Here is a 20,004-nt window from a genome sequence, read left to right as displayed (position 1 = left end):
CTTTGATCCGGAGATTTCTGAATGGGGAAACCCACCCGCAAGGGTATCGCATACTGAATACATAGGTATGCGAAGCGAACCTGGAGAACTGAAACATCTAAGTACCCAGAGGAAAAGACATCAACCGAGATTCCGAAAGTAGTGGCGAGCGAAATCGGAACAGCCTTCTAGTGATAGTCAGACGGTTAACAAAACGGAATGGAAAGTCCGGCCATAGTAGGTGATAGCCCTGTATGTGAAAACCGACTGGTGGTACTGAGCTAGAGAAAAGTAGGGCGGGGCACGAGAAACCCTGTCTGAATATGGGGGGACCATCCTCCAAGGCTAAATACTCATCATCGACCGATAGTGAACCAGTACCGTGAGGGAAAGGCGAAAAGAACCCCGGGAGGGGAGTGAAATAGATCCTGAAACCGCATGCTTACAAAAAGTAGGAGCCCGCAAGGGTGACTGCGTACCTTTTGTATAATGGGTCAGCGACTTACATTCAGTGGCAAGGTTAACCGAATAGGGGAGCCGTAGAGAAATCGAGTCCGAATAGGGCGTCCAGTCGCTGGGTGTAGACCCGAAACCAAGTGATCTATCCATGGCCAGGATGAAGGTGCCGTAACAGGTACTGGAGGTCCGAACCGACTAGTGTTGCAAAACTAGCGGATGAGCTGTGGATAGGGGTGAAAGGCTAAACAAACTTGGAAATAGCTGGTTCTCTCCGAAAACTATTTAGGTAGTGCCTCAAGTATTACCTGCGGGGGTAGAGCACTGTTTAGGCTAGGGGGTCATGGCGACTTACCAAACCTATGCAAACTCCGAATACCGCAGAGTACAGCTTGGGAGACAGAGCACCGGGTGCTAACGTCCGGACTCAAGAGGGAAACAACCCAGACCGCCAGCTAAGGTCCCTAAAATTGGCTAAGTGGGAAACGAAGTGGGAAGGCTAAAACAGTCAGGATGTTGGCTTAGAAGCAGCCATCATTTAAAGAAAGCGTAATAGCTCACTGATCGAGTCGTCCTGCGCGGAAGATGTAACGGGGCTAAGCCAGTTACCGAAGCTGCGGATTTGCAATTTATTGCAAGTGGTAGGAGAGCGTTCTGTAAGCCTGTGAAGGTGCCTGGTAACGGGTGCTGGAGGTATCAGAAGTGCGAATGCTGACATGAGTAGCGTTAAAGGGGGTGAAAAGCCCCCTCGCCGTAAGCGCAAGGTTTCCTACGCAACGTTCATCGGCGTAGGGTGAGTCGGCCCCTAAGGCGAGGCAGAGATGCGTAGCTGATGGGAAACAGGTCAATATTCCTGTACCGATGTGTAGTGCGATGTGGGGACGGAGAAGGTTAGCTCAGCCAACTGTTGGATATGTTGGTTCAAGCCTGTAGTCGTGCCTGGTAGGCAAATCCGCCGGGCTTAGATGAGGGGTGATAACGAGTCTGCTTGCAGACGAAGTGAGTGATACCCTGCTTCCAGGAAAAGCCACTAAGCTTCAGCTACACACGACCGTACCGCAAACCGACACTGGTGCGCGAGATGAGTATTCTAAGGCGCTTGAGAGAACTCTGGAGAAGGAACTCGGCAAATTGATACCGTAACTTCGGGAGAAGGTATGCCGCAAGTAGGTGAACTTGAACAAAGGGAGCCCAAAGCGGTTGCAAAAAATCGGTGGCTGCGACTGTTTAATAAAAACACAGCACTCTGCAAACACGAAAGTGGACGTATAGGGTGTGACGCCTGCCCGGTGCTGGAAGATTAAATGATGGGGTGCAAGCTCTTGATTGAAGTCCCAGTAAACGGCGGCCGTAACTATAACGGTCCTAAGGTAGCGAAATTCCTTGTCGGGTAAGTTCCGACCTGCACGAATGGCGTAACGATGGCCACACTGTCTCCTCCAGAGACTCAGCGAAGTTGAAATGTTTGTGATGATGCAATCTCCCCGCGGAAAGACGGAAAGACCCCATGAACCTTTACTGTAGCTTTGTATTGGATTTTGAACGGATCTGTGTAGGATAGGTGGGAGGCTTTGAAGTGAGGACGCTAGTTCTCATGGAGCCGACGTTGAAATACCACCCTGGTGCGTTTGAGGTTCTAACCCAGGTCCCTTATCGGGATCGGGGACAGTGCATGGTAGGCAGTTTGACTGGGGCGGTCTCCTCCCAAAGCGTAACGGAGGAGTTCGAAGGTACGCTAGTTACGGTCGGACATCGTGACGATAGTGCAATGGCATAAGCGTGCTTAACTGCGAGACTGACAAGTCGAGCAGATGCGAAAGCAGGACATAGTGATCCGGTGGTTCTGTATGGAAGGGCCATCGCTCAACGGATAAAAGGTACTCTGGGGATAACAGGCTGATACCGCCCAAGAGTTCATATCGACGGCGGTGTTTGGCACCTCGATGTCGGCTCATCTCATCCTGGGGCTGTAGTCGGTCCCAAGGGTATGGCTGTTCGCCATTTAAAGAGGTACGTGAGCTGGGTTTAAAACGTCGTGAGACAGTTTGGTCCCTATCTTCCGTGGGCGCTGCAGATTTGAGGAAGCCTGCTCCTAGTACGAGAGGACCGGAGTGGACACACCTCTGGTGTATCGGTTGTCACGCCAGTGGCATTGCCGAGTAGCTAAGTGTGGAAGAGATAACCGCTGAAAGCATCTAAGCGGGAAACTCGTTTCAAGATGAGATCTGCCGGGGCCTTGAGCCCCCTGAAGAGTCGTTCAAGACCAGGACGTTGATAGGCTGGGTGTGGAAGCGCAGTAATGCGTTAAGCTAACCAGTACTAATTGCTCGTGAGGCTTGACCCTATAACTTTGATGACGTTGATCATCAAGGTGGTTATGCCAAGTAAGGCGCAGTCAAAATACAAAGCTGATTACAGACTCTATGAATTCGTTGTGTTGCTCGCAAGAGCAGCATGACAACAAGTTATGCCTGATGACCATAGCAAGTTGGTACCACTCCTTCCCATCCCGAACAGGACAGTGAAACGACTTTGCGCCGATGATAGTGCGGGTTCCCGTGTGAAAGTAGGTCATCGTCAGGCTCTTACAGCCCAAGAAACCCCGTAGCCCAAAGCTACGGGGTTTTTTGCATTGGGGTGCAGGAAACGGGGAAACAGGCTGAACCGCCAAAACGGACGGCTCAACGGAACATCCGAAAACGGACAACCCAAAAAAGAGAGCGCTGACGCGCTCTCTTTTTATTCCTGAATACGCAATGGTTCAAAGCGGCAGGCATTCGCCCTGTACAAAGACCTTGAGTTCGCCCGACTGGATTGAGGTCCAGGTCTCATTCTTGGTCAATGGCGCCGTGACGATGATGGCCACGCGGTCCTGGGGTGTGGTTTCCCGGGCGAAGTCCACGGCCAGGTCTTCATCCGACAGATGGGCCTGGGCAAAGGGGTGGCGTCGTTCGATATAGCACAGGTGCGTGGTGGCATGGGCCCACAGCGCCTCGCCGTTGGACAGCAGGAAATTGAAGGTTCCATGCGGCGAGATGCGCTTGGCCAGCTCGCGCAGCGTGTGGGTGAGTTCCTGCACGCTGGGCAGGCCGGCATGCGACTTCCACAGCTCCTGGAGAATCCAGCAGAAGGCCTGTTCGCTGTCGGTGTTTCCCACCGGGTGGAAGTGGGCATGCAGCTTGGGTGCAAAGCCCTTGAGATCCCCGTTGTGGGCAAAGACCCAGTTGCGACCCCACAGTTCACGCACGAAGGGGTGGCAGTTCTGCAGGCTTACCGCGCCCTGCGTGGCCTTGCGGATGTGGGCGATGACGTTGCGGCTCTTGATCGGGTACTCGCGTATCAGCTTGGCGATGGGCGAGTCGATGGCGCGCTCGTAGCCGACGAAGTGGCGCAGGCCCTTGTCCTCGAAGAAGGCGATGCCCCAGCCGTCCGTATGGTCGCCGGTATTGCCCGCCCGCTGGGTGAACCCCGAGAAGCTGAAGCGCACGTCGGTGGGCGTGTTGCAGTTCATTCCAAGCAGCTGGCACATGGCGGTATCGTTGTTTGCGTAGTTCAAGCCATAGCCTAACGCCTGGCGCGGCAGCTGCAAGCACAATGCGGGGCAACGGCAAAAAAACGGAACACACCTATGCCCATCCTCTGTCTGCATACGGCGCACAGCAACGCCGTGATCTTCGAGCAGGCTGCTGCCGAACTGGGCTGGCCGGCCCACTCAATCGTTCATCAGGTGCATGAGGAACTGCTGTTGGGGGCGGAGGCTGCAGGTGGCATGAATGCGTCGCTTCGGCAGAAAACGGCGGGGCAGCTTGATGCGCTGGCAGACCCTGCCGATATCGATGCCGTGCTGCTGACCTGCTCGACCCTGGGTCCGGCCGTGGCGGATTGCCTCAGTGACAAGGTCTGGCGTGCCGATGGCATGCTGGCCCGCAAGGTGGCTGCTGCCTTGCAGAGAGATCCCCAGTCACGCATTGCACTGCTGTGTGCTGCTCCCACGACGTATGAAGCCACGCGCGATCTGTTCATGCAAGCGTTGCTGCCTGGCGATGCACATCTGCGCCTGCAGCTGCAGTGTGTCGAAGGCGCATGGGCGCTTTTCCGTAGAGGCGATCTCTCTGGCTACCAGGCACGGATGACCGATGCCGCTTTTCAAGCCTATGCGGCCGGCGCCGCCCAGGTGGTTTTGACCCAGGTTTCCATGGATGGGGTTGCCAGGTACTGGCAGGCCAGAGACTCCCATCCTGTGCCGTGGACCGTGGCTGCCAGTGCGCTGCAGGCACTTGGAGAAATGCGCAAATAAAGCTGCAGCTTCATGGAAAAAGGCAGCCGAAGCTGCCTTTTGCATGCGTTGGAGGAAAAGTCCTCAGCTGCGCTCGGACCAGAGCTTGCCGCCCGTGGCCCAGTTTTCGCGCTTGATGTCGGTGATCAGGATGTCCACCGATTCGGGCGAGCCACCGAGGACTTCGACCGAGACGCGCGTGATCTCTTCGACCAGCTTGCGCTTTTGTTCGACGGTGCGGCCTTCCATCATTTCGACGTGGTACGTGGGCATGTCAATCTCCTCAGGGATCAAGTTCTAGGGGGTTGGGTCGGCGACATCATATCGGCCGACGCGGGCGGTCGAGGCTTGTCGATGCCAAGTGCGCAGGCGGGACACAGGCAGGCCTTGTTGCGCAGGGGCTCCGGAATGCGGGCCAATGCATCGGGTGCCACCGGCGTGTCCATGCACCAGCAGTTCAGCGGATCCACGCCCGCAAGAATGGCGCACTGATTGCTGCGGCCGCACAGCGGACACAGGCTGGCATCGGGGGGATGGGCACTCATCGTGGTTCTGAGTGTAGATCCATGAAAAAAGCACCTCAGGCAAGCCTGGGTGCTTTTTCAAGCGCCGGGCGCCGCCCGCGTCAGGCGGCGGCCTTGACCTTCAGGCGCCAGGCATGCAGCAGGGGCTCGGTGTAGCCGCTGGGTTGCTCCTTGCCCTTGAAGACCAGGTCACAGGCGGCCTGGTAGGCCATCGAGGTGTCGAAGTGGCCGGCCATGGGCTTGTACAGCGCATCGCCCGCGTTCTGCTGGTCGACCACGGCGGCCATGCGCTCGAAGGTCTCGCGCACCTGCGCCTCGGTCACGATGCCGTGCTGCAGCCAGTTGGCGATGTGCTGGCTGGAGATGCGCAGCGTGGCGCGGTCTTCCATCAGGCCCACGTTGTGGATGTCGGGCACCTTGGAGCAGCCCACGCCCTGGTCCACCCAGCGCACCACATAGCCGAGGATGCCCTGGACGTTGTTGTCCAGCTCCTGCTGCTTTTCAGCCGCGCTCCACTTGTCTTCCTTGACCACGGGCACCTGCAGCAGGTCGGCCAGGATGTTGGCGCGCTCGGCGTCGGCATTGGTCTGCTCCAGCTGCTTTTGCACCTCGGCCACGTTGACCTGGTGGTAGTGCAGGGCGTGCAGCGTGGCGGCCGTGGGCGAGGGCACCCAGGCGGTATTGGCGCCGGCCTTGGGGTGGCCGATCTTTTGCTCCAGCATGGCCTTCATCAGGTCGGGCATGGCCCACATGCCCTTGCCGATCTGCGCCTTGCCGCGCAGGCCCAGGCCCAGGCCCACGAGCACGTTGCTGCGCTCATAGGCGGCCAGCCAGGCGCTTCCCTTCATGTCGGCCTTGCGGACCATGGGGCCGGCATACATGGCGGTGTGCATTTCGTCGCCCGTGCGGTCCAGGAAGCCGGTGTTGATGAAGGCCACGCGCGATGCGGCAGCGGCGATGCAGGCCTTGAGGTTGACGCTGGTGCGGCGCTCCTCGTCCATGATGCCCAGCTTGACGGTGTTCTCGGGCAGGCCGAGCACCTTTTCCACGCGGCCGAACAGCTCGCTGGCGAAGGCGGCTTCCGCAGGGCCGTGCATCTTGGGCTTGACGATGTAGACGCTGCCCGTGCGCGAGTTGCGGATGCCGTTGGCGCCCAGACCCTTGATGTCATGGACGGCGATGGCCGTGGTGACCATGGCGTCCAGGATGCCTTCGGGGATTTCCTTGCCGTTGCCCCAGAGGATGGCCGGGTTGGTCATCAGGTGGCCGACGTTGCGAACGAACATCAGCGAACGGCCATGCAGCCTGACGGGCTTGCCGTCGGCGCCGGTGTACTCGCGGTCTGCATTCAGGCCGCGCGTCATGCTCTTTCCGCCCTTGTCGAAGGTCTCGGTCAGCGTGCCCTTGAGGATGCCCAGCCAGTTGGCATAGCCCACCACCTTGTCCTCGGCATCCACGGCCGCCACGGAGTCTTCCAGGTCCAGGATGGTGGACAGGGCCGCCTCGACCACCACGTCGGCCACGCCGGCGGCATCGGTCTGGCCGATGGCCGTGGTCTTGTCGATGCGGATGTCGATATGCAGGCCGTTGTTGAGCAGCAGCACGGAAGAGGGCGCTGCGGCATCACCCTGGTAGCCGACGAGCTGGGCGGTGTTCTTCAGGCCCGTGGTGCCGCCGTTCTTGAGCGCGACGACGAGCTGGCCGCCTTCCACGCGGTAGCCGGCGGAATCCTTGTGCGAGCCCGAGGCCAGCGGGGCGGCCTGGTCCAGGAAGTCGCGTGCGAAGGCGATGACCTTGGCGCCGCGAACGGGGTTGTAGCCCTTGCCCTTTTCCGCGCCGCCGTCCTCGCCGATGGCATCCGTGCCGTACAGCGCGTCATACAGCGAACCCCAGCGCGCGTTGGCGGCGTTGAGCGCATAGCGGGCATTGAGAATGGGCACGACCAGCTGGGGGCCGGCCTGGATGGCCAGTTCTGCATCCACGTTGGTGGTGGTCGCCTTGGCATCCTTGGGCTGCTCGACCAGATAGCCGATCTGCGTCAGGAACTGCTGGTAGCCGGCCATGTCGGTGATGGGGCCGGGATGGGCCTTGTGCCAGGTGTCCAGCTCGGCCTGCAGGCGGTCGCGTTCGGCCAGCAGGGCAGCATTGCGGGGGGCGAGGTCGTTGACGATCTCGTCGAAGCCTTTCCAGAATGCCTCGGGCGCGACACCCGTGCCCGGGAGCACTTGTTCATTGATGAAGCGGTGCAGCTCTGTGGCCACCTGCAGGCTGTGGGCTTGGGTGCGATCGGTCATGGTGGGAACCCCGGTTGGATGGATGGAAAGACTGGCCTGGACCCTTTACGGGCCTGACTATAAGGAATACTTTATTAGATTTATTTGCGTACATAAATAGACCATAAATCTTAAAACTCGTGACTTTTACGCAAAAATGTGGGAAGGTTATGCGCCTGCCAAAACCATCGGAAATTGGCATGCAGCCCGGTGCGAAGGGCAAATGGCAGACAGCCAGTGCCTACTGCGCAAAAAGGCGGACCCCAGGAGACAGGCATGCATGCGCATGCCCCACAAGAACACGGAAAAGAAACGGACAGCAGTCATGGACAAGCTCAAGGCATTCGAGTCATTCGTATCGGTGGCCACGCGCGGCAGCCTTACGGCAGCGGCCAAGGCGGAAGGCGTGGCGCCAGCCATCATGGGGCGGCGGCTGGATGCCTTGGAAGAGCACCTGGGCGTCAAGCTCATGGTGCGGACCACACGCCGCATCTCGCTCACGCACGAGGGCAGCGCTTTTCTCGAGGATTGCCAGCGCCTCTTGTCCGATGTGTCCAACGCCGAGGCCAGCGTCAGTGCGGGCGGGGTCAAGGCCACAGGACATCTGCGCATCACGGCGCCGGCAGGCTTTGGTCGGCGGCATGTGGCGCCTCTGGTGCCGCGTTTTCGGGACCTGCACCCCGATGTGACGATTTCCCTGAATCTGAGCGACCGCGTGGTCGATCTGGCCGGTGAGGGCTTTGACTGCGCGGTGCGGGTAGGCGACCTGCCCGACTCGGCCCTGGTCAGCGTGCGCATCGCCGACAACCGGCGCCAGTGCGTGGCCACGCCCTCCTATCTGGAGCGCCGCGGCACGCCGCGTCACCCCAGCGAGCTGACCCAGCATGACTGCCTGACGCTGTCCAGCGATGCCTCGCAGACGCGCGGCTGGGCCTTTCGCATTCCGCACCCGGACAGCGGTACCAGCGAAGTCGTGCATTTCAAGCCGGGCGGTCCGCTGGACTGCTCCGACGGCCAGGTGCTGCACGACTGGTGCCTGGGCGGCTGGGGCATTGCCTGGCGCAGCACCTGGGAGGTGGAGGCCGAGATCGCCGCCGGGCGCCTGGTGGCGGTGCTGGAGGAATTTGCGGCCCCACCGAACGGCATCTTCGTGGTCTTTCCCCAGCGCAAGCACATGCCGCTGCGCGTGCGGCTGTGGATCGACTATCTCAAGCACCATTACGAGCAGCCGGAATTCTGGCGTCGAACCCACGCGGCCTGATCGGGCCGCCCAGCAAGGAGGAATGAGCATGGCAGTGTCGATCGCGACGGAAGCGGTATCCGCAACGCAGGGCGCGGCCCCAGGACGGCGGCGCTGGATGCGCATGGCGCTGGGCGCCGCCTGCCTGGGCATGTTGGCAGGCTGCGCCGTCCAGGGGCCGGGGCAGGGCCGGCCGGACGGGATGCGGCAGGGCGCGGTGCCTGCCGGCATCGTGAGCGTGACCTTTGACGATCCCTCGCGGTTCGATGCCGGGCGCAATGGAACCCAGGAGTCCGAGAAGGCGCGCCGCGCCTGGGTCGATGCGCTGGCCCAGTTCCTGGCCGAGCGTGCCGCGCCCAGGCTGTCCCAGGGCCAGCGGCTTGAAGTCCACCTCACCGATGTGCAGCGTGCCGGCAGTTTCGAGCCCTGGCGCGGACCCCAGGCCGCCGATGTGCGCATCGTCCGCGATATCTATCCACCGCGCATCGACCTGCGTTTCAAGCTGCTGGATGCCGACGGAAAGCTGCTGCGCGAGGGCAGCCGCCAACTGCGCGATGCGACCTTCATGATGCGCCCCGACCTGTATCCCAACGATCCCCTGCGCTATGAGAAGACGCTGCTGGATGACTGGTTGCGCGCGGAACTGCCGAAGTAGCGACGCAAGAGCCGGCGCGACGGGAGGACCGCAGTGGTCTACCGATTGCCTCGGGCATCCCGATGGCGGTCGCCGTTTCTGGCGTAATGCAGCATGGCCCAAGAGGCTCAATTTCTATACGGATTCCCCATGACGATAGAAGCCATTCTGGCCAGCCTTCACCTGCTGGCCATCCTCACCTTCGTGGTGTTCGTGTCCAGCCAGGCAGCGCTGTGCCGCAGCGAGTGGATGAGTGCCGCCGTGGTCCAGCGCCTGGCGCGGCTGGACATGATCTACGGGCTGGCGGTGGTGTTCCTGGTGCTCACCGGCATTGCGCGCCTGGTGTGGGGCGTCAAGGGCATGTCCTGGTACGTCTCGCAGCCACTGTTTCATCTGAAGATGACTTTGTTCGTGGTCGGCGCCGTGTTGTCGATCAAGCCCACGCTGGCCTTCCGCCGCTGGCGCCGCGCGCTGGATGCCGGCCAGGGCCTGCCCCAGCCTGCCGAGGTGGCCAGCACGCGCCGCTGGGTGATGTGGCAGGCGCATGTGGTGCCTGTGATCGCGGTGGTGGCGGTGTTCTGGGCGCGGGGCATGTAGGCCCGGTTTTCCTGTCTGGCGGCATGGGGCGGGCCTGCCACGTAGAATCCGCCGATGCTCTCCGTCAAACAGGAACTGCTCGCGGCTCTGGCCGGCGAGCTTGAAACTTTGTCGCCCGGCGCCGGTGCCCGTGCCGCTTTCGAATCCCCCAAGGTGGCTGCCCATGGCGATTTCGCCTGCACGGCCGCCATGCAACTGGCCAAGCCACTCAAGCTCAATCCGCGCGCGCTCGGTGAACAGCTCAAGGCTGCGCTGGAGGCCACGCCGGCTTTCCAGCGCTGGGTCGATGCCATCGAGATCGCCGGCCCCGGCTTTCTGAACATCCGTCTCAAGCCCGCCGCCAAGCAGCAGATCATCCGCGAAGTGCTGGGACAGGCCGAGAAATTCGGCTGGCAGGCCGACCGTGGCGCCAAGATGCTGGTCGAGTTCGTCTCCGCCAACCCCACCGGCCCGCTGCACGTGGGCCATGGCCGCCAGGCCGCGCTGGGCGATGCCATCTGCAACCTCTATGCCACCCAGGGCTGGGGCGTGCACCGCGAGTTCTACTACAACGATGCGGGCGTGCAGATCGACACGCTGACCAAGAGCACGCAGCTGCGCGCCAAGGGCTTCAAGCCCGGCGACGAATGCTGGCCCATCGATCCCGAGAATCCGGAAAGCAAGGCCTTCTACAACGGCTCCTACATCCAGGACATCGCAGACGATTTCAAGGCCTGCAAGACCGTCAAGGCCGATGACCGCGAATTCACGGCCAACGGCGATGTCGAGGACTACGACAACATCCGCCAGTTCGCCGTCGCCTATCTGCGCAACGAGCAGGACAAGGACCTGCAGGCCTTCAACCTGCACTTTGACGAGTACTACCTCGAATCCAGCCTCTACACCAACGGCCATGTCGAGGACGCGGTGCAGCGCCTGATCGCGGGCGGGCACACCTACGAACTCGACGGCGCGCTCTGGCTCAAGTCCACCGACTACGGTGACGACAAGGACCGCGTGATGCGCAAGCAGGACGGCAACTACACGTACTTCGTGCCCGATGTCGCCTACCACATCCAGAAGTTCAAGCGCGGCTACTCCAAGGTCGTCAACATCCAGGGCACGGACCACCACGGCACCATCGCACGCGTGCGCGCCGGCCTGCAGGCCGCCGACGTGGGCATTCCGGCCGGCTATCCCGACTATGTGCTGCACACCATGGTGCGCGTGGTGCGTGGCGGCGAGGAAGTCAAGATCAGCAAGCGCGCCGGCTCCTACGTCACGCTGCGCGACCTGATCGAGTGGACCAGCAAGGATGCGGTGCGCTTCTTCCTGCTGTCGCGCAAGCCCGACACCGAGTACACCTTCGACGTGGACCTGGCCGTGGCCCAGAACAATGACAACCCCGTGTACTACGTGCAGTACGCCCATGCGCGCATCTGCTCGGTGCTGGCAGCCTGGGGCGGCGATGCGGACACGCTCAAGGACGTGGACCTGTCGGCGCTGGAAGGCCCGCAGGCCCAGGCGCTGATGCTGCAGCTGGCCAAGTACCCGGCCATGCTGACTTCGGCCGCAGAAGGCAATGCGCCCCACGACGTGACCTTCTACCTGCGTGAACTGGCCTCGCTGTACCACAGCTACTACGACGCGGAACGCATCCTGGTGGACGATGAAAAGGTCAAGCTCGCCCGCCTGGCGCTGATCTCGGCCACGCGCCAGGTATTGCACAATGGCCTGGCAGTGCTGGGCGTCTCGGCCCCGCAACGCATGTAACTTCGAGCGACAAGCCATCTATGAAGACACAGCAACGTGGGGGCACCGTCATCGGTCTCATCATCGGCATGATCGTCGGGCTGGCAGCAGCCCTGGCCGTCGCCGTCTATGTGACCAAGGTGCCCGTGCCCTTTCTCTCCAAGGGCGGCAAGACGGCCGACCAGGACGCGGCAGAGGCCCAGCGCAACAAGAACTGGGACCCCAACGCACCGCTGCAGGGCAAGAACCCGGCGCCGCCACCACCGGCTGCCGTCACGCCCAGCCTCCCCGGCAGCACCACGCCAGCAGCGCCCACCCCGCCCGCCGTGGCCGGCGGCGTGACGCCGCCGCCCGCGCCCGTGGACCCGGCCAAGCCGCCCGCCAAGCCCGACACCAAGGCCGATGGCAAGACCTCCGCCGACCCGCTGGGTGATCTGGTGAAGGCGCGTTCCGCCGCTGCCGAGAAGACGGAAAAGGCCGAGGCTGCCTTCAACTACTTCGTGCAGGCCGGCGCCTTCCGCAGCCAGGGCGATGCCGATGCGCAGCGGGCCAAGCTGGCCATGCTGGGATGGGAGGCGCGCGTGAGCGAGCGAGAGCAAAACGGCATCACCATCTTCCGCGTGCGCGTGGGTCCGTTCACCAAGCGCGACGATGCCGAGCAACTCAAGCAAAAGCTCGATGGCGCCGGGGTCGAGTCCACGCTGGTGCGCGCCGCACGCTGAAACAGCGTTGAGCAAGAGCGCTGAACTTTTTGGCAAACCCCAGCCTCCTAATCTGCAGCATTGAACGAGGAGTTTGTTTTGATGAATCGCCGCGACTTTTCCCTGGCTGCCTCGGCAGCCGCTGCCAGCGCGCTGACGCTGGGCACCTCCGCCGCACAGGCCCAGGCGGCAGCGCCCAAGGAGGGCAAGGACTACATCAAGCTGGCCAAGCCCGCACCCACCAGCGCCGGCGCCGGCAAGGTCGAGGTGGTCGAGTTCTTCTGGTACAGCTGCCCGCACTGCAATGCATTCGAGCCCACCTTTGCCGCCTGGAAGAACCAGGCGCCGGCCGACGTGGTCGTGCACCGCGTGCCCGTGGCATTCAACGCCAGCTTCGTGCCCCAGCAAAAGCTGTACTACGCCTTTGAAGGCATGAACCTGCTGGACACCATGCATGCGCGCGCCTTCCACGCCATCCATGTGGAACGCAACCGCCTGGCCAAGGACGACGAGATCTTCGCCTGGGTGGGCAAGCAGGGCGTGGACGTGGCCAAGTTCAAGGAGGTCTACAACTCCTTCACGGTCTCCAACCAGGTGCGCAAGGCCACCCAGCTGCAGCAGGACTATGACGTGGAAGGCGTGCCGGCCATGGGCGTGGCGGGCCGCTACTACACCGATGGCACCAAGGCCGGGAACATGACCAATGTGCTGCGCGTGGTCGATCAGCTGATCGCCACCAGCCGCAAGGGCTGAGGTCCGGGCCTCGGCCCAGACCAACCGTGACAGGCCCGCCATTGAGCGGGCCTGTCGCTTTTGGAAACCTCTTTTTGTGCCTTCGTGTCAGCGCTTTGCCCCCCGGCTTGAAAGACGCCAGGAACGGTTGCGCGCGACACCCCCTACAATGGATGCAAGAAGCGTGCCCTCCATGAAACAACGACTTTCCCCCCTCCTGCTCGCAGCCGCCCTGGCGGCTTTCGCCGGTTTGGCCCAGGCCGAAAAGGCCGACAGCACCAAGCCCATGAACATCGAGGCTGACGCGCTGCGCCATGACGAACTCAAGCAGACCAGCGTCTTCACCGGCAACGTGGTGATGACCAAGGGCACCATCGTGCTGCGCGGTGCCCAGCTCGATGTGCGCCAGGACCCCGAAGGCTTTCAGTACGGCGTGGTCACGGCCGAAGCGGGCAAGCGCGCCTTCTTCCGCCAAAAGCGCGACACCGTTCCCGGCCAGCCCGAGGAATTCGTGGAAGGCGAGGGCGAGGTCATCGAATACGACGGCAAGGCCGACCTCGTGAAGTTCATTCGCCGCGGCGAACTGCGGCGCTATCGCGGCGGCCAGCTCAGCGACGAGATCACGGGCTCCATCATCGTCTACAACAACCTCACCGACGTGTTCACCGTCGATGGGCAAAAGACCAGCGGCGGCCAGCCCAGCTCCACCGCCGGCCAGGGCGGGCGCGTGCGCGCCGTGCTGGCGCCCAAGGAGGGCACACCGGGCTCGCAGCCGCGCGCTCCCGCCGCAGGCGCGCCGGGCACATCCCTGCAGCCCAGCAACACCCTGGACAGCCTTGGTGGTACCAAGCGATGAGTACCGAGGCCTCAGCCCCCGCTGCCCACGCTTCCTCCCCACGCGCCGAACAGGGCAGCAGCCTGCAGGCGCGCCATCTGGCCAAGTCCTACGGCAGCCGCAAGGTGGTCAAGGACGTGTCGCTGTCCGTGAAGAAGGGCGAGGTCGTGGGCCTGCTGGGCCCCAACGGCGCGGGCAAGACCACCTCGTTCTACATGATCGTGGGCCTGGTGCGCAGCGACGGCGGCGACATCTTCATCGACGGACAGGCCGTGGGAAACATGCCCATCCACCAGCGCTCGCGCCTGGGCCTGTCCTACCTGCCGCAAGAGGCATCGATCTTTCGCAAGCTCAGCGTCGAGGACAACGTGCGCGCCGTGCTGGAGCTGCAAAGGGATGAGCAGGGCCGGCCGCTGGCGCGCAGCGTCATCGAGGAGCGCCTGACGGCGCTGCTGCAGGAACTGCGCGTGGACCATCTGCGCGCATCGCCCGCGCTGGCGCTGTCGGGCGGCGAACGCCGCCGCGTCGAGATTGCACGTGCCCTGGCCACGCAGCCGCGTTTCATCCTGCTGGACGAGCCCTTCGCCGGCATCGACCCCATCGCCGTGATCGAGATCCAGCGCATCATCGGCTTTCTCAAGGCGCGCGGCATCGGCGTGCTCATCACCGACCACAACGTGCGCGAGACGCTGGGCATCTGCGACCATGCCTTCATCATCAGCGACGGCCATGTGCTGGCCCAAGGCACACCCGAGGAGATCGTGGACAACGCCGAAGTGCGGCGCGTCTACCTCGGCGAACACTTCCGGATGTAGCGCCATGCCCTGCCTGGCCCGTCTGCGAGATTGCCTGCGCGAAGGAGCTGCCGCTTGAAGCCCGGACTGTCGCTGCGCGTCTCCCAGCATCTTTCGCTCACCCCGCAACTGCAGCAGTCGATACAGCTGCTGCAGCTGTCCACGCTGGAGCTGGCGCAGGAAGTGGAGCAGATGCTGGGCGACAACCCCTTCCTGGAGCTGGCGAACGACGACGGCGACCACGAAGCGGCAAGCAGCGCCCCGGAGCCTGCGGCGCCCGGCGCCGACGCCGCGGACTCCTTCCAGGAAAGCCGTGCGGACCAGCCATCGGCTGCGGTGGAATGGGAGGCGCCGTCGGACACATCCTCCGGCGATGCCGTCGAGACCTCCGGCACGGCCGAGTCCCTGAGCTGGGAAGGCGATGGCCAGACCAACTCGGGCAACGACGACCGCGACTGGGGCAGCGATGCGCCTTCCAGCCGCACGCGCGGCCAGGGTGACGATGACGAGACCGATGCCACCGAGCTGGCACGCAGCGCAGAAAGCCTGACCGACCACCTGCACCGCCAGGCCCTGAGCCTGCGCCTGGGCGAGGTGGACCGCGCCGCGCTGCGCTTTCTGATCGAGAACCTCAACGACGACGGCTACCTGGAAGACCCGCTCGACGAGCTGGCACAGGGCCTGGCGGGCGACGATCTCGAGGAGTGCGAGGAACTGGTGCACCGCTTCACCGTGGCGCTGCGCCTGTTGCAAAGCCTGGAGCCGGTGGGCGTGGGCGCGCGCGACCTGGCCGAATGCCTGACGCTGCAGCTGCGCGACCAGCTGGCCGATGCCGAGCGCGAAGGCGACGGCAGTGCCGAGGACGAAGATCGGCAGGCCGTGCTGCGCACCGCGCTGGACATCTGCGCCCAGCCCATGGACCTGCTGGCGCGGCGTGACCTGCGCAAGCTCGCCAGCCTGTGCGGCGCGCGCGAGGAGCGGCTGCGCGAGGCGATGGTCCTGATCGCCCGGCTGGAGCCGCGCCCGGGCCGGCGCTTCGCCGACGTGCAGCGCCAGATCGTCGTGCCCGATGTCATCGTGCGCCCGGTGCGCATGGGTGCGGGACGCATGGAGTTCAGCGTGCAACTCAACCCCGATGTCATGCCCAAGCTGCGCGTGCACGACATCTATGCCAGCGCGCTGCGCAGCCACCGGGGCAGCGAAGGGCATGCGGCGTTGCAGCAGCGGCTGCAGGAGGCGCGCTGGTTCATCAAGAACATCCAGCAGCGCTTCGACACCATCCTGCGCGTGTCGCAGGCCATCGTGGAGCGCCAGAAGAACTTCTTCGTGCATGGCGAGCTGGCCATGCGCCCGCTGGTGCTGCGCGACATTGCCGATGCGCTGGGCCTGCATGAATCCACCATCAGCCGCGTGACCACGGCCAAGTACATGGCCACGCCGCAGGGCACCTACGAACTCAAGTATTTCTTCGGCTCGGGGCTGGGCACCGAGGCGGGCGGCAACGCGTCGAGCACGGCCGTGCGCGCGCTCATCAAGCAGTTCGTCGCAGCCGAGGACCCCAGGAAGCCGCTGTCGGACAACCAGCTGGCCGACATGCTCAAGGAGCAGGGCATCGAATGCGCACGGCGCACCGTGGCCAAGTACCGCGAACTGCTCAAGATCCCCCCGACCACGCTGCGCAAGGCCCTGTAGCCGCGCAGGGCGCGCACGCTCTCAGGCCGCAGGCGCGCGGCCGGCCACGTCATCCCATTTGAGGCCGAATTTCAGCAGGTACTTGCGCAGGCGGTCGGCATCGTTGACCACGCTGCGCTGGGTGCGTGACTGGTCGAACAGGCGGCGCCCCGCATCGGACAGCGAGGGCGATTGCCTGCACACGCGCAGCACCGCTTCGAGCTGCATGCGGTCGAACAGATCCATCTGCTCCAGCCTCTCGGCGGGCAACAGCGCATCAAGGCCGCAGCCGGCGCCGGCGGGGGCGGGCTGCGCTGCCTCGCCCCGTTGCCACAGCCACTGCATGCGCTGGATCTCGGCATCGACCAGGGCCGTGGAGATGCGCCCTCCGTCAGCCAGCGTGGCCAGGCGCGTCATGCTGGCCGACAGGTCGCGGAAGTTGCCGCTCCACAGCGCCTCGGGCGAGCGCGCAAAGCGCAGATAGCGCTCGCGGGCCTCCACGTTGAAGCGCACCATCTGGCCGGTCTCGTCGGCCGAGCGCGCGAGCAGGTGGTCCATGTTGGGTTCTATGTCCTCGGGGCGCCCGGCCAGGCCCGGCAGCGCGTAGGACCACAGGTTGATGCGCGCGAACAGATCCTCGCGAAAGCGCCCCTGCGCCACGTCGATGCGCAGGTCGCGGTGCGTGCCGGCGACCAGCTGGAAATCGCTGCTGACCTCGCGGTCGCTGCCCATGGGATAGAAGCGCTTTTCCTCCACGGCCTTGAGCAGCATGGCCTGTTCGTCCAGGCCCAGCTCGCCGATTTCGTCCAGGAACAGCACGCCCTGGTGCGCGCTGCGCAGCAGGCCGGCGCGGTCGGCCGCAGCGCCCGTGAACGCGCCCTTCTTGTGGCCGAACAGCACCGAGGCCGCGCCATCGCCGCGCAGCGTGGCGCAATTGACCTCGACGAACTCGCCCTGCACCTGGTGCCTGGCCTTCTTCAACTCGTACATGCGCCGCGCCAGATGCGATTTGCCCGCACCCGTGGGACCCGTGAGCAGGATGGGCGCTCGCGAGCGCACGGCCACGCGCTCGATCTCGTCGATCAGCGCGTTGAAGCCTGCATTGCGCGTGGCAATGCCGCTCTTGAGAAATTGCACGGCCTCGCTCTGCTCGGCGCCGAAGCGCTGGGCGATCACGTCGTAGCGCGACAGGTCCAGGTCGATCAGCGCATAGCTGCCCGGGTCGCCCATGCGCTGGCGCCGGGGCGGCGAAGTCTGGGCCAGCACGCCGGGAATGCGGCGCGACTCCACCAGCAGGAACAGGCAGATCTGTGCCACGTGCGTGCCCGTGGTGATGTGGGTCCAGTACTCCTCGCGCTCGGGGTCGAAGCGATAGGCCTGCGTCCAGTCGAACAGCCGCGCATAGACCTCGCCGAAATCCCAGGGATCGGCAATGTCCATGGGCACGAGGTTCACCCGGGTCTCGGGCGATGCCGTGGCGATGTCGCCTTGCAGCAGCTGCGCCAGGGCCAGATGGGGCGGCGTGTAGAGCAGCTCCAGCCGCTCCACCACCAGATCCTCGTGCTGCATGAGGGAGAGGGTCGGCCGCCATTTTTCCCAGCGCCCCGCGCCCCTGCCGGAGTCCAGCTGCGTACCCAGAAAACCGATGACGACCTTTTTCTTTTCCATGTTTTTGTCTAGTTGGATAGCTGAAATTCTAGTTTCTTTGGATTGAAGAAGAAATCAAGAAAAGTGTGATTTGAGATTTATCCAAATAAATCAAGGGGTTGAAGAAATTTTTGGCACCAGATGCCGGGCTGGCACGCATCTCGCAATAAGCAAGGCATCCAGTGCAGGCGGTGACCGCTCACAGGCCGGGGTTGGGGCAAACGCCCGCCCCGCCGGTGCGGGAAGTCCGGGCCCCCAGGGGCCTGTCGATTTCCCGCATGCCGCACGCCGCAGGCGCTGGGTGACGGCAAGGTTGTGGAAACCGTCCCGCAAGGGACTCCTGGTTCGACTCCAGGCTTGCCAGCCACTGGTAGCTCAGTCTGGTAGAGCACCCTCGCAAGAGGACTGTCGCAGGTTCGATTCCTGTCCACTCTTCCGGCCGCAAGGCCGGGCTATTGAAACGGTCGAAAGACCACCCGCCGAACGCGGGAGGTGGCCGCCGGGTTGCGATGCAGCCCCAGGCCGCCCCCCGTCAGCGGCGGCGGCTGTGCCAGGTCCCGGCACGGTCCGCGCCCGCAGCCAGCCACGCTGCAACCTGTTTCCAGGGTTGCCGCCACGGCGCACTGCAAGGCCCGGGCCGTGCCCCCTGGAACCCCGCCGCTGCTGTAACGGCACCCCTATTGATTGCGGCGAAGACGCCGAACGAGGAGAAGAAGAAATGCTGAAGATCCAACGCATCACCATCAAGAAGAACGAACGGGCCCTGCTGCTGCGCAATGGCGATTTCGAGCGCGTGCTGCACAGCGGCCGGCACTGGCTGTTTGCCGGCACCGACCAGCTGCGCGTGGAAACCTTTGCCCTGGAGCTGCCCGCCTTCACGCACGGCCTGGCCGACTACCTGATGGCCCAGGAGCCCGCCGTGGTGGCCGCCGAATTCCTGCGCGTGGAACTGTCCGAAACCGAGGCGGGCCTGCGCAGCGAAAACGGCGTGCTGGTCGAGATCCTGCCGCCCGGCACGCGCCGCCTGTACTGGAAGGGACTGGTGGATGTGAGCGTGCAGGTGGTCGACCTGCAGGCCGGCGCCGAGCTGCCCGCCGCCCTGGCGGCGCGCCTGACCCAGACGCAGCTGCGCCTGCGCAGCGTGTCCGGCCTCAACGGCGTGCTGCAGGTGCAGGTGCCCGCAGGCCAGTGCGCGCTGCTGACCATCGACGGAAAGGTGGACCGCCTGCTGCAGGCCGGCAGCCATGCGTTCTGGAAGTTCGGCCGCAGCATTGCCGTGGAGCTGGTGGATCTGCGCCTGCAGGCCGTCGAGGTCTCGGGCCAGGACATCATGACCCGCGACAAGGTGAGCCTGCGCCTGAACCTGAGCGCCACCTATCGCCACACCGACGTTCTGCGCGCCTTTGCCCAGCTGCAAAAGCCCGCCGAGCACCTGTACCGGGAGCTGCAGTTCGCGCTGCGCGCCGCCGTGGGCACCCGCACGCTCGATGAGCTGCTGGAGAACAAGACGGTGATCGACGACGTGGTGACCGCGCACATGGCGGCCAAGCTGCAGCCCTTCGGCATGGTGGTGGAGAGCGTGGGCGTGAAGGACATCGTGCTGCCCGGCGAGATGAAGGCCATCCTGACCCAGGTGGTGCAGGCCGAAAAGCAGGCCCAGGCCAACGTGATCCGCCGCCGCGAGGAAACGGCGGCCACGCGCTCGCTGCTCAACACCGCCAAGGTCATGGAGGACAACCCCGTGGCCCTGCGCATGAAGGAGCTGGAGACGCTGGAACGTGTGGCCGAGCGCATCGACAAGATCTCCGTGTTCGGCGGGTTGGACCAGGTGCTCAACGGGCTGGTGAAGATGCGTTGACCGGCAGGCTGGTCGGCACACAACGGACAACGAAGAAACAAAAGAGAGGTACCGCC

16 protein-coding genes and 2 rRNA genes (1 of these 18 only partly in view) are annotated in these 20,004 nt (G+C 63.6%); 13 read left to right on the top strand and 5 right to left on the bottom strand.

Annotation, left to right across the window (positions count from 1 at the left end):
• Nucleotides 1–2,779, top strand: a 23S ribosomal RNA gene (locus G4D77_RS15685); it begins 97 nt to the left of the window's first position.
• A 126-nt stretch (nucleotides 2,780–2,905) separates the two neighbouring features.
• Nucleotides 2,906–3,018: ribosomal RNA gene (gene rrf / locus G4D77_RS15680) — 5S ribosomal RNA — on the top strand.
• A gap of 178 nt (nucleotides 3,019–3,196) precedes the next feature.
• Here the strand turns inward: rrf and G4D77_RS15675 are convergent.
• Nucleotides 3,197–3,964, bottom strand: a complete 768-nt coding sequence (locus tag G4D77_RS15675) for a class II glutamine amidotransferase (protein WP_034400144.1) — start codon at nucleotides 3,962–3,964, stop codon at nucleotides 3,197–3,199.
• A gap of 99 nt (nucleotides 3,965–4,063) precedes the next feature.
• Between G4D77_RS15675 and G4D77_RS15670 the strand changes: the two genes are divergently transcribed.
• Nucleotides 4,064–4,732 carry a hypothetical protein gene (locus tag G4D77_RS15670; RefSeq protein WP_154836290.1) on the top strand — a complete coding sequence of 223 codons (669 nt, stop codon included), beginning with the start codon at nucleotides 4,064–4,066 and terminating at the stop codon, nucleotides 4,730–4,732.
• Nucleotides 4,733–4,795: 63 nt separating this feature from the next.
• Here the strand turns inward: G4D77_RS15670 and G4D77_RS15665 are convergent, their stop codons facing one another.
• From G4D77_RS15665 to G4D77_RS15655, 3 genes are all read right to left on the bottom strand, one after another.
• On the bottom strand, nucleotides 4,796–4,984 hold the full coding sequence (locus G4D77_RS15665) for a 4-oxalocrotonate tautomerase (protein ID WP_012202595.1): 189 nt from the start codon (nucleotides 4,982–4,984) through the stop codon (nucleotides 4,796–4,798).
• 17 nt (nucleotides 4,985–5,001) lie between these two features.
• Entirely contained in the window at nucleotides 5,002–5,256 is a 255-nt protein-coding gene (locus tag G4D77_RS15660) for a cysteine-rich CWC family protein (protein ID WP_154836289.1), read from the bottom strand.
• A gap of 80 nt (nucleotides 5,257–5,336) precedes the next feature.
• On the bottom strand, nucleotides 5,337–7,529 hold the full coding sequence (locus G4D77_RS15655; protein ID WP_154836288.1) for a malate synthase G: 2,193 nt from the start codon (nucleotides 7,527–7,529) through the stop codon (nucleotides 5,337–5,339).
• A gap of 304 nt (nucleotides 7,530–7,833) precedes the next feature.
• Here G4D77_RS15655 and G4D77_RS15650 point away from each other — a divergent pair, with 304 nt between their 5' ends.
• The 9 genes from G4D77_RS15650 to G4D77_RS15610 all read left to right on the top strand — a co-directional run bounded on the left by G4D77_RS15650 (nucleotide 7,834) and on the right by G4D77_RS15610 (nucleotide 16,464).
• Nucleotides 7,834–8,769 (top strand): LysR family transcriptional regulator, encoded by a 936-nt coding sequence (locus tag G4D77_RS15650; protein ID WP_026062476.1) that lies wholly within the window; start codon nucleotides 7,834–7,836, stop codon nucleotides 8,767–8,769.
• A 28-nt stretch (nucleotides 8,770–8,797) separates the two neighbouring features.
• Nucleotides 8,798–9,403: a DUF3016 domain-containing protein gene (locus tag G4D77_RS15645; RefSeq protein WP_154836287.1), complete on the top strand. Its 606-nt coding sequence runs from the start codon at nucleotides 8,798–8,800 to the stop codon at nucleotides 9,401–9,403.
• A gap of 129 nt (nucleotides 9,404–9,532) precedes the next feature.
• Nucleotides 9,533–9,979, top strand: a complete 447-nt coding sequence (locus G4D77_RS15640; RefSeq protein ID WP_154836286.1) for a DUF2214 family protein — start codon at nucleotides 9,533–9,535, stop codon at nucleotides 9,977–9,979.
• Between the two features lie 54 nt (nucleotides 9,980–10,033).
• The gene (gene argS, locus G4D77_RS15635) at nucleotides 10,034–11,731 is read left to right on the top strand and encodes an arginine--tRNA ligase (protein WP_016450693.1); all 1,698 of its coding nucleotides are present in this window, start codon (nucleotides 10,034–10,036) and stop codon (nucleotides 11,729–11,731) included.
• Nucleotides 11,732–11,751: 20 nt separating this feature from the next.
• On the top strand, nucleotides 11,752–12,432 hold the full coding sequence (locus G4D77_RS15630) for an SPOR domain-containing protein (RefSeq protein ID WP_070080759.1): 681 nt from the start codon (nucleotides 11,752–11,754) through the stop codon (nucleotides 12,430–12,432).
• An 81-nt stretch (nucleotides 12,433–12,513) separates the two neighbouring features.
• The gene (locus G4D77_RS15625; protein ID WP_016450695.1) at nucleotides 12,514–13,164 is read left to right on the top strand and encodes a thiol:disulfide interchange protein DsbA/DsbL; all 651 of its coding nucleotides are present in this window, start codon (nucleotides 12,514–12,516) and stop codon (nucleotides 13,162–13,164) included.
• Nucleotides 13,165–13,336: 172 nt separating this feature from the next.
• Entirely contained in the window at nucleotides 13,337–13,999 is a 663-nt protein-coding gene (lptA, locus tag G4D77_RS15620) for a lipopolysaccharide transport periplasmic protein LptA (protein WP_016454602.1), read from the top strand.
• Nucleotides 13,996–14,793 carry an LPS export ABC transporter ATP-binding protein gene (gene lptB / locus G4D77_RS15615; protein WP_016450697.1) on the top strand — a complete coding sequence of 266 codons (798 nt, stop codon included), beginning with the start codon at nucleotides 13,996–13,998 and terminating at the stop codon, nucleotides 14,791–14,793. Before lptA ends, lptB begins: the two co-directional genes overlap by 4 nt.
• Nucleotides 14,794–14,847: 54 nt before the next feature.
• Nucleotides 14,848–16,464: an RNA polymerase factor sigma-54 gene (locus tag G4D77_RS15610; protein ID WP_016454603.1), complete on the top strand. Its 1,617-nt coding sequence runs from the start codon at nucleotides 14,848–14,850 to the stop codon at nucleotides 16,462–16,464.
• Between the two features lie 21 nt (nucleotides 16,465–16,485).
• Here the strand turns inward: G4D77_RS15610 and rtcR are convergent, their stop codons facing one another.
• A complete protein-coding gene (gene rtcR, locus G4D77_RS15605) occupies nucleotides 16,486–18,111 on the bottom strand; it encodes an RNA repair transcriptional activator RtcR (protein ID WP_213757686.1) in 1,626 nt (541 codons plus the stop codon).
• Between the two features lie 697 nt (nucleotides 18,112–18,808).
• Between rtcR and G4D77_RS15600 the strand changes: the two genes are divergently transcribed.
• Entirely contained in the window at nucleotides 18,809–19,948 is a 1,140-nt protein-coding gene (locus tag G4D77_RS15600) for a slipin family protein (protein ID WP_154836284.1), read from the top strand.
• The last annotated feature ends 56 nt before the right edge of the window (nucleotides 19,949–20,004 follow it).

It is taken from the genome of Delftia sp. WY8, from assembly GCF_018437695.1.
Classification (GTDB): domain Bacteria; phylum Pseudomonadota; class Gammaproteobacteria; order Burkholderiales; family Burkholderiaceae_C; genus Comamonas; species Comamonas tsuruhatensis.
Note: the sequence above shows the minus strand (reverse complement) of the source record. Positions and strands in the feature narration are given on the sequence as shown.

What these genes read in the sequence shown, in the direction of transcription:
- G4D77_RS15650 (WP_026062476.1), top strand. Translation starts at nt 7,834, where the DNA reads ATGGACAAGCTCAAGGCATTCGAGTCATTCGTATCGGTGGCCACGCGC.
- G4D77_RS15655 (WP_154836288.1), bottom strand. Translation starts at nt 7,529, where the DNA reads ATGACCGATCGCACCCAAGCCCACAGCCTGCAGGTGGCCACAGAGCTG.
- G4D77_RS15665 (WP_012202595.1), bottom strand. Translation starts at nt 4,984, where the DNA reads ATGCCCACGTACCACGTCGAAATGATGGAAGGCCGCACCGTCGAACAA.
- G4D77_RS15625 (WP_016450695.1), top strand. Translation starts at nt 12,514, where the DNA reads ATGAATCGCCGCGACTTTTCCCTGGCTGCCTCGGCAGCCGCTGCCAGC.
- G4D77_RS15600 (WP_154836284.1), top strand. Translation starts at nt 18,809, where the DNA reads ATGCTGAAGATCCAACGCATCACCATCAAGAAGAACGAACGGGCCCTG.
- lptB (WP_016450697.1), top strand. Translation starts at nt 13,996, where the DNA reads ATGAGTACCGAGGCCTCAGCCCCCGCTGCCCACGCTTCCTCCCCACGC.
- G4D77_RS15630 (WP_070080759.1), top strand. Translation starts at nt 11,752, where the DNA reads ATGAAGACACAGCAACGTGGGGGCACCGTCATCGGTCTCATCATCGGC.
- G4D77_RS15645 (WP_154836287.1), top strand. Translation starts at nt 8,798, where the DNA reads ATGGCAGTGTCGATCGCGACGGAAGCGGTATCCGCAACGCAGGGCGCG.
- G4D77_RS15670 (WP_154836290.1), top strand. Translation starts at nt 4,064, where the DNA reads ATGCCCATCCTCTGTCTGCATACGGCGCACAGCAACGCCGTGATCTTC.
- lptA (WP_016454602.1), top strand. Translation starts at nt 13,337, where the DNA reads ATGAAACAACGACTTTCCCCCCTCCTGCTCGCAGCCGCCCTGGCGGCT.
- rtcR (WP_213757686.1), bottom strand. Translation starts at nt 18,111, where the DNA reads ATGGAAAAGAAAAAGGTCGTCATCGGTTTTCTGGGTACGCAGCTGGAC.
- G4D77_RS15675 (WP_034400144.1), bottom strand. Translation starts at nt 3,964, where the DNA reads ATGTGCCAGCTGCTTGGAATGAACTGCAACACGCCCACCGACGTGCGC.
- G4D77_RS15640 (WP_154836286.1), top strand. Translation starts at nt 9,533, where the DNA reads ATGACGATAGAAGCCATTCTGGCCAGCCTTCACCTGCTGGCCATCCTC.
- G4D77_RS15660 (WP_154836289.1), bottom strand. Translation starts at nt 5,256, where the DNA reads ATGAGTGCCCATCCCCCCGATGCCAGCCTGTGTCCGCTGTGCGGCCGC.
- argS (WP_016450693.1), top strand. Translation starts at nt 10,034, where the DNA reads ATGCTCTCCGTCAAACAGGAACTGCTCGCGGCTCTGGCCGGCGAGCTT.